Source organism: Brucella sp. NBRC 14130 (assembly GCF_040371715.1).
Classification (GTDB): Bacteria; Pseudomonadota; Alphaproteobacteria; order Rhizobiales; family Rhizobiaceae; genus Brucella; species Brucella intermedia.
On the sequence record NZ_BAABTE010000049.1, the window covers coordinates 1 to 2,757 of the forward strand.

Here is a 2,757-nt window from a genome sequence, read left to right on the forward strand (position 1 = left end):
GCGCACGACACTAAAACGACAAAGGAGAAAACGAGGAACTTGACCACGACCGCAGACCCGAAACATACCTAACAGGCGGGTCAATTCTCGGTGGAAACGCCGGGTCAGTTCTCAGTGGCAATCAACAGAAAAGTAGCCGTTCCTTGTATTTTGCCTGGTATTGGTTTGCAAGCTTAGCGCGTTTGCGCTCAAGGCCGATCTTCTTCCACGATCCCTCGCGCCGCCAGTCCAGTCGAAGTATCACCTCTGGGCTTAAGGGAAACGGGATGACAGCATAAGGATTGCCCAACCCGAACCCATATCCCGGGGGATCAGCAGCCCCGCCCCCTTTGACCCAGAACACTGGATTGTCGCTCGTTGCCAATTGCTGCCGTTCACTGATTTCATAGCTCCAGGTCATCTGGTTCATGACTTGCATCAGCGGCTGAGCTTGCTGAAAAGCGAGAAGCCCGACCCGCCGATCGACGTTCATTGTGAACACCTCATTGTCGTGCAGTATCTTCTGAACGGCTCTATCAGCAGCAGTCACGTCGCCCGTTGCCTCCTTCTCGCAAAATTCGCGATCCATTTCGTGCCGACTACGCCATAAAACCATCTGGCCCATGGTTTGAGCGAACTGTCGGAGCTGCGCCGGGCTTCGTGCGAACATGGTGGCCAGAAACGCCGCGAAATCTAGCTTTGCGACCGCATCGAGAGGCTTGAAGGCCAAAAGCTCAGGATAGATGCTCGCAGCTTGCGATTCGATCGTCGCAAGTGTGTCTTCGATCAAGTCGATCCGGGCTCCGTCTTCGCCCGTCGGGGTGTAGATGTTGGTCTCGTACGCAGTCTTTTCTGGCGTCGATCTACGAGCGGTTCCGGTTACGCAATCGTGTGTCCAAAGCTCGCCATCGGGCTGAGTGAAGTGCCGCATATAGAAGCGGGGCACCACATGCTGTCGTTTTGTTCGCTCGCTCATTCCTTCAACAGACCTCTCTAAAGACGATCTACATTATACGATTCCCCAGGCCCGAAACCTCCCCCTGCCCGTCATCTCGCGCAGGCCGAGCTCCGAGACGATCCGCCGAGCCGCCTGCGGCGTAACCCCGAGCGTTTTCGTGACCGTCCTGGCATGAACAAGCGGCGTTGCCATGACAAGATCAACGAGCTCCGGCAACTTCGATGAAAGATATGCATTCAGCGTTGGCGCTTTCGGCCTTGGGGGATGCGGCATTTAACTGCCGCCACATCATATAACCCTCGGGCACGCCGCATCATCAGCGCAAAAGTGCAACCCGCTTTGCACCTGTTGATTTTAGAATTTGTGTTTTATGTCGGGGATTTAGCACCAATGATCGTAGCTGTTTAGCGTACTCGATCGTAGTTATCGGCTATTGTGGGATAGCATGGAGTAGTAAATGGTTGCGGGGGCAGGATTTAATCTTAACTTGCGATCATCGCATCCACCACATGCTCTACTAAAATCTCTTTCTGCCGGTAACCGCAGCGGCCTATTTCGTACCGCAGCGTAAACCCATGTAAAATCAAGTTCAATGCGAAGTGTCATGCCCCACGATGGGTGGAAGCATGGCCGGACCGTATAACGAACAAAATGTTGCAGATCGTGGAGAATGATCTTTGGATTGCCGCCCCAGGCCATCGAACGAAACTATACTGGGTGACATCAGCTCGCGATTTCGTACACGTCTTCTTGCCTGCATTCCCAAAATTACGCGCTTCTTCGTCTGAGAACACGGAAAAACTGCCGCTATACATTTCGCGCCATACGTTGTCGATGGTTCGAGATTTTCGACTTAGGATTAGCGAGGGCTTCTTCAATTTTTGCAATAAGCAGTTGAGGATTTACCACGAGATCGCGCCACAAGACCCATGCGGCGTAGCCTGAGTCAATGTTGTCTTGAAGTCGGGCAGGCTTCCAAGTCCCATTTCCCTCCCAAACGATACTTGGCAGCCCGACACCAACGAGGCCCATCTCCTGCCCCAGCGAGGCATGAATTTCCCAGTCTACATAGCGGCGTTTTGGAGTTTCGGCGCCGCAGAGCACGATCGTACATGAGCTGCCGTGGAGATGGGTATCACGGATGCGCCGCATGATGTACTCAAAGCTGGTACTGTCGATAGCGCGGTCTAGGGAATTATCGGTGATCGTCTCAAGGCCATCGTGGAAATGAGCAGAGAAGCTATCGTACGCAGCCTGGTCATTCCGATGGTGGTAGCTGACGAAAACTTTGCGGCGCTTCTGGCTATCAAAATAGTGGTCCATTGAAACTAGCTGCGACTTTTTACGAAGCGGCGGGTCGCGTCGGTTTTCACCACGCGATACGAAACAAATTCATGAGCGAGTACCTGATAGTCAACGATCAGCCGTCGTGCCAACAGATAGCTCAAAGCGGGGTTCATTCTCCTACGATCCCAGCCGTACCGTTCAGCCACCTTGCTAGCTTCATGGGGGAACTCATCATCATTGACCAAGTCGGCGGCGATCCTTAAGGCATCCTCCTCAGCCGACCAGTCCATGAAATATTTATCGTAAGCGGTCAGCCGATGGCGTCAGGCTTGAAGTTCCATGGCATAAGCGCCTCGATATCCGCTACCGGCCAGCCTTGAGCGATGCGGGTCAAGGTCTGGGATAGCCAGTTCAGCGGATCGACGCTGTTCATTCTGCAGGTCTGCAGCAAGGTGGCCAGCGTGGCCCATGTCCGTCCACCGCCCTCACTTCCGGCGAACAGACTGTTCTTTCTCGTAATTGTTTGGGGCCTG

The 2,757-nt window shown here is 53.8% G+C and carries 4 protein-coding genes and 1 pseudogene; all 5 read right to left on the bottom strand.

The window, feature by feature from the left end:
• Positions 1-121 precede the first annotated feature (121 nt).
• Positions 122-955, bottom strand: coding sequence for a DUF4238 domain-containing protein (locus tag ABWW28_RS27390; protein WP_353392974.1), 834 nt, complete (start codon positions 953-955; stop codon positions 122-124).
• 33 nt (positions 956-988) lie between these two features.
• Positions 989-1,162: pseudogene (locus ABWW28_RS27395) on the bottom strand (helix-turn-helix domain-containing protein); the annotation flags it as partial.
• A gap of 582 nt (positions 1,163-1,744) precedes the next feature.
• Positions 1,745-2,260: a TIR domain-containing protein gene (locus tag ABWW28_RS27400; protein WP_353392976.1), complete on the bottom strand. Its 516-nt coding sequence runs from the start codon at positions 2,258-2,260 to the stop codon at positions 1,745-1,747.
• A gap of 5 nt (positions 2,261-2,265) precedes the next feature.
• A complete protein-coding gene (locus ABWW28_RS27405) occupies positions 2,266-2,514 on the bottom strand; it encodes a hypothetical protein (protein ID WP_353392978.1) in 249 nt (82 codons plus the stop codon).
• A 20-nt stretch (positions 2,515-2,534) separates the two neighbouring features.
• Positions 2,535-2,757: transposase domain-containing protein (locus tag ABWW28_RS27410; protein WP_353392887.1), on the bottom strand; the 223-nt coding region annotated here is incomplete at its 5' end.

Bases quoted from the DNA above. Each gene is read 5' to 3' on its own strand.
- ABWW28_RS27390 (WP_353392974.1), bottom strand. From the start codon at position 955: ATGAGCGAGCGAACAAAACGACAGCATGTGGTGCCCCGCTTCTATATG.
- ABWW28_RS27400 (WP_353392976.1), bottom strand. From the start codon at position 2,260: ATGGACCACTATTTTGATAGCCAGAAGCGCCGCAAAGTTTTCGTCAGC.
- ABWW28_RS27405 (WP_353392978.1), bottom strand. From the start codon at position 2,514: ATGGACTGGTCGGCTGAGGAGGATGCCTTAAGGATCGCCGCCGACTTG.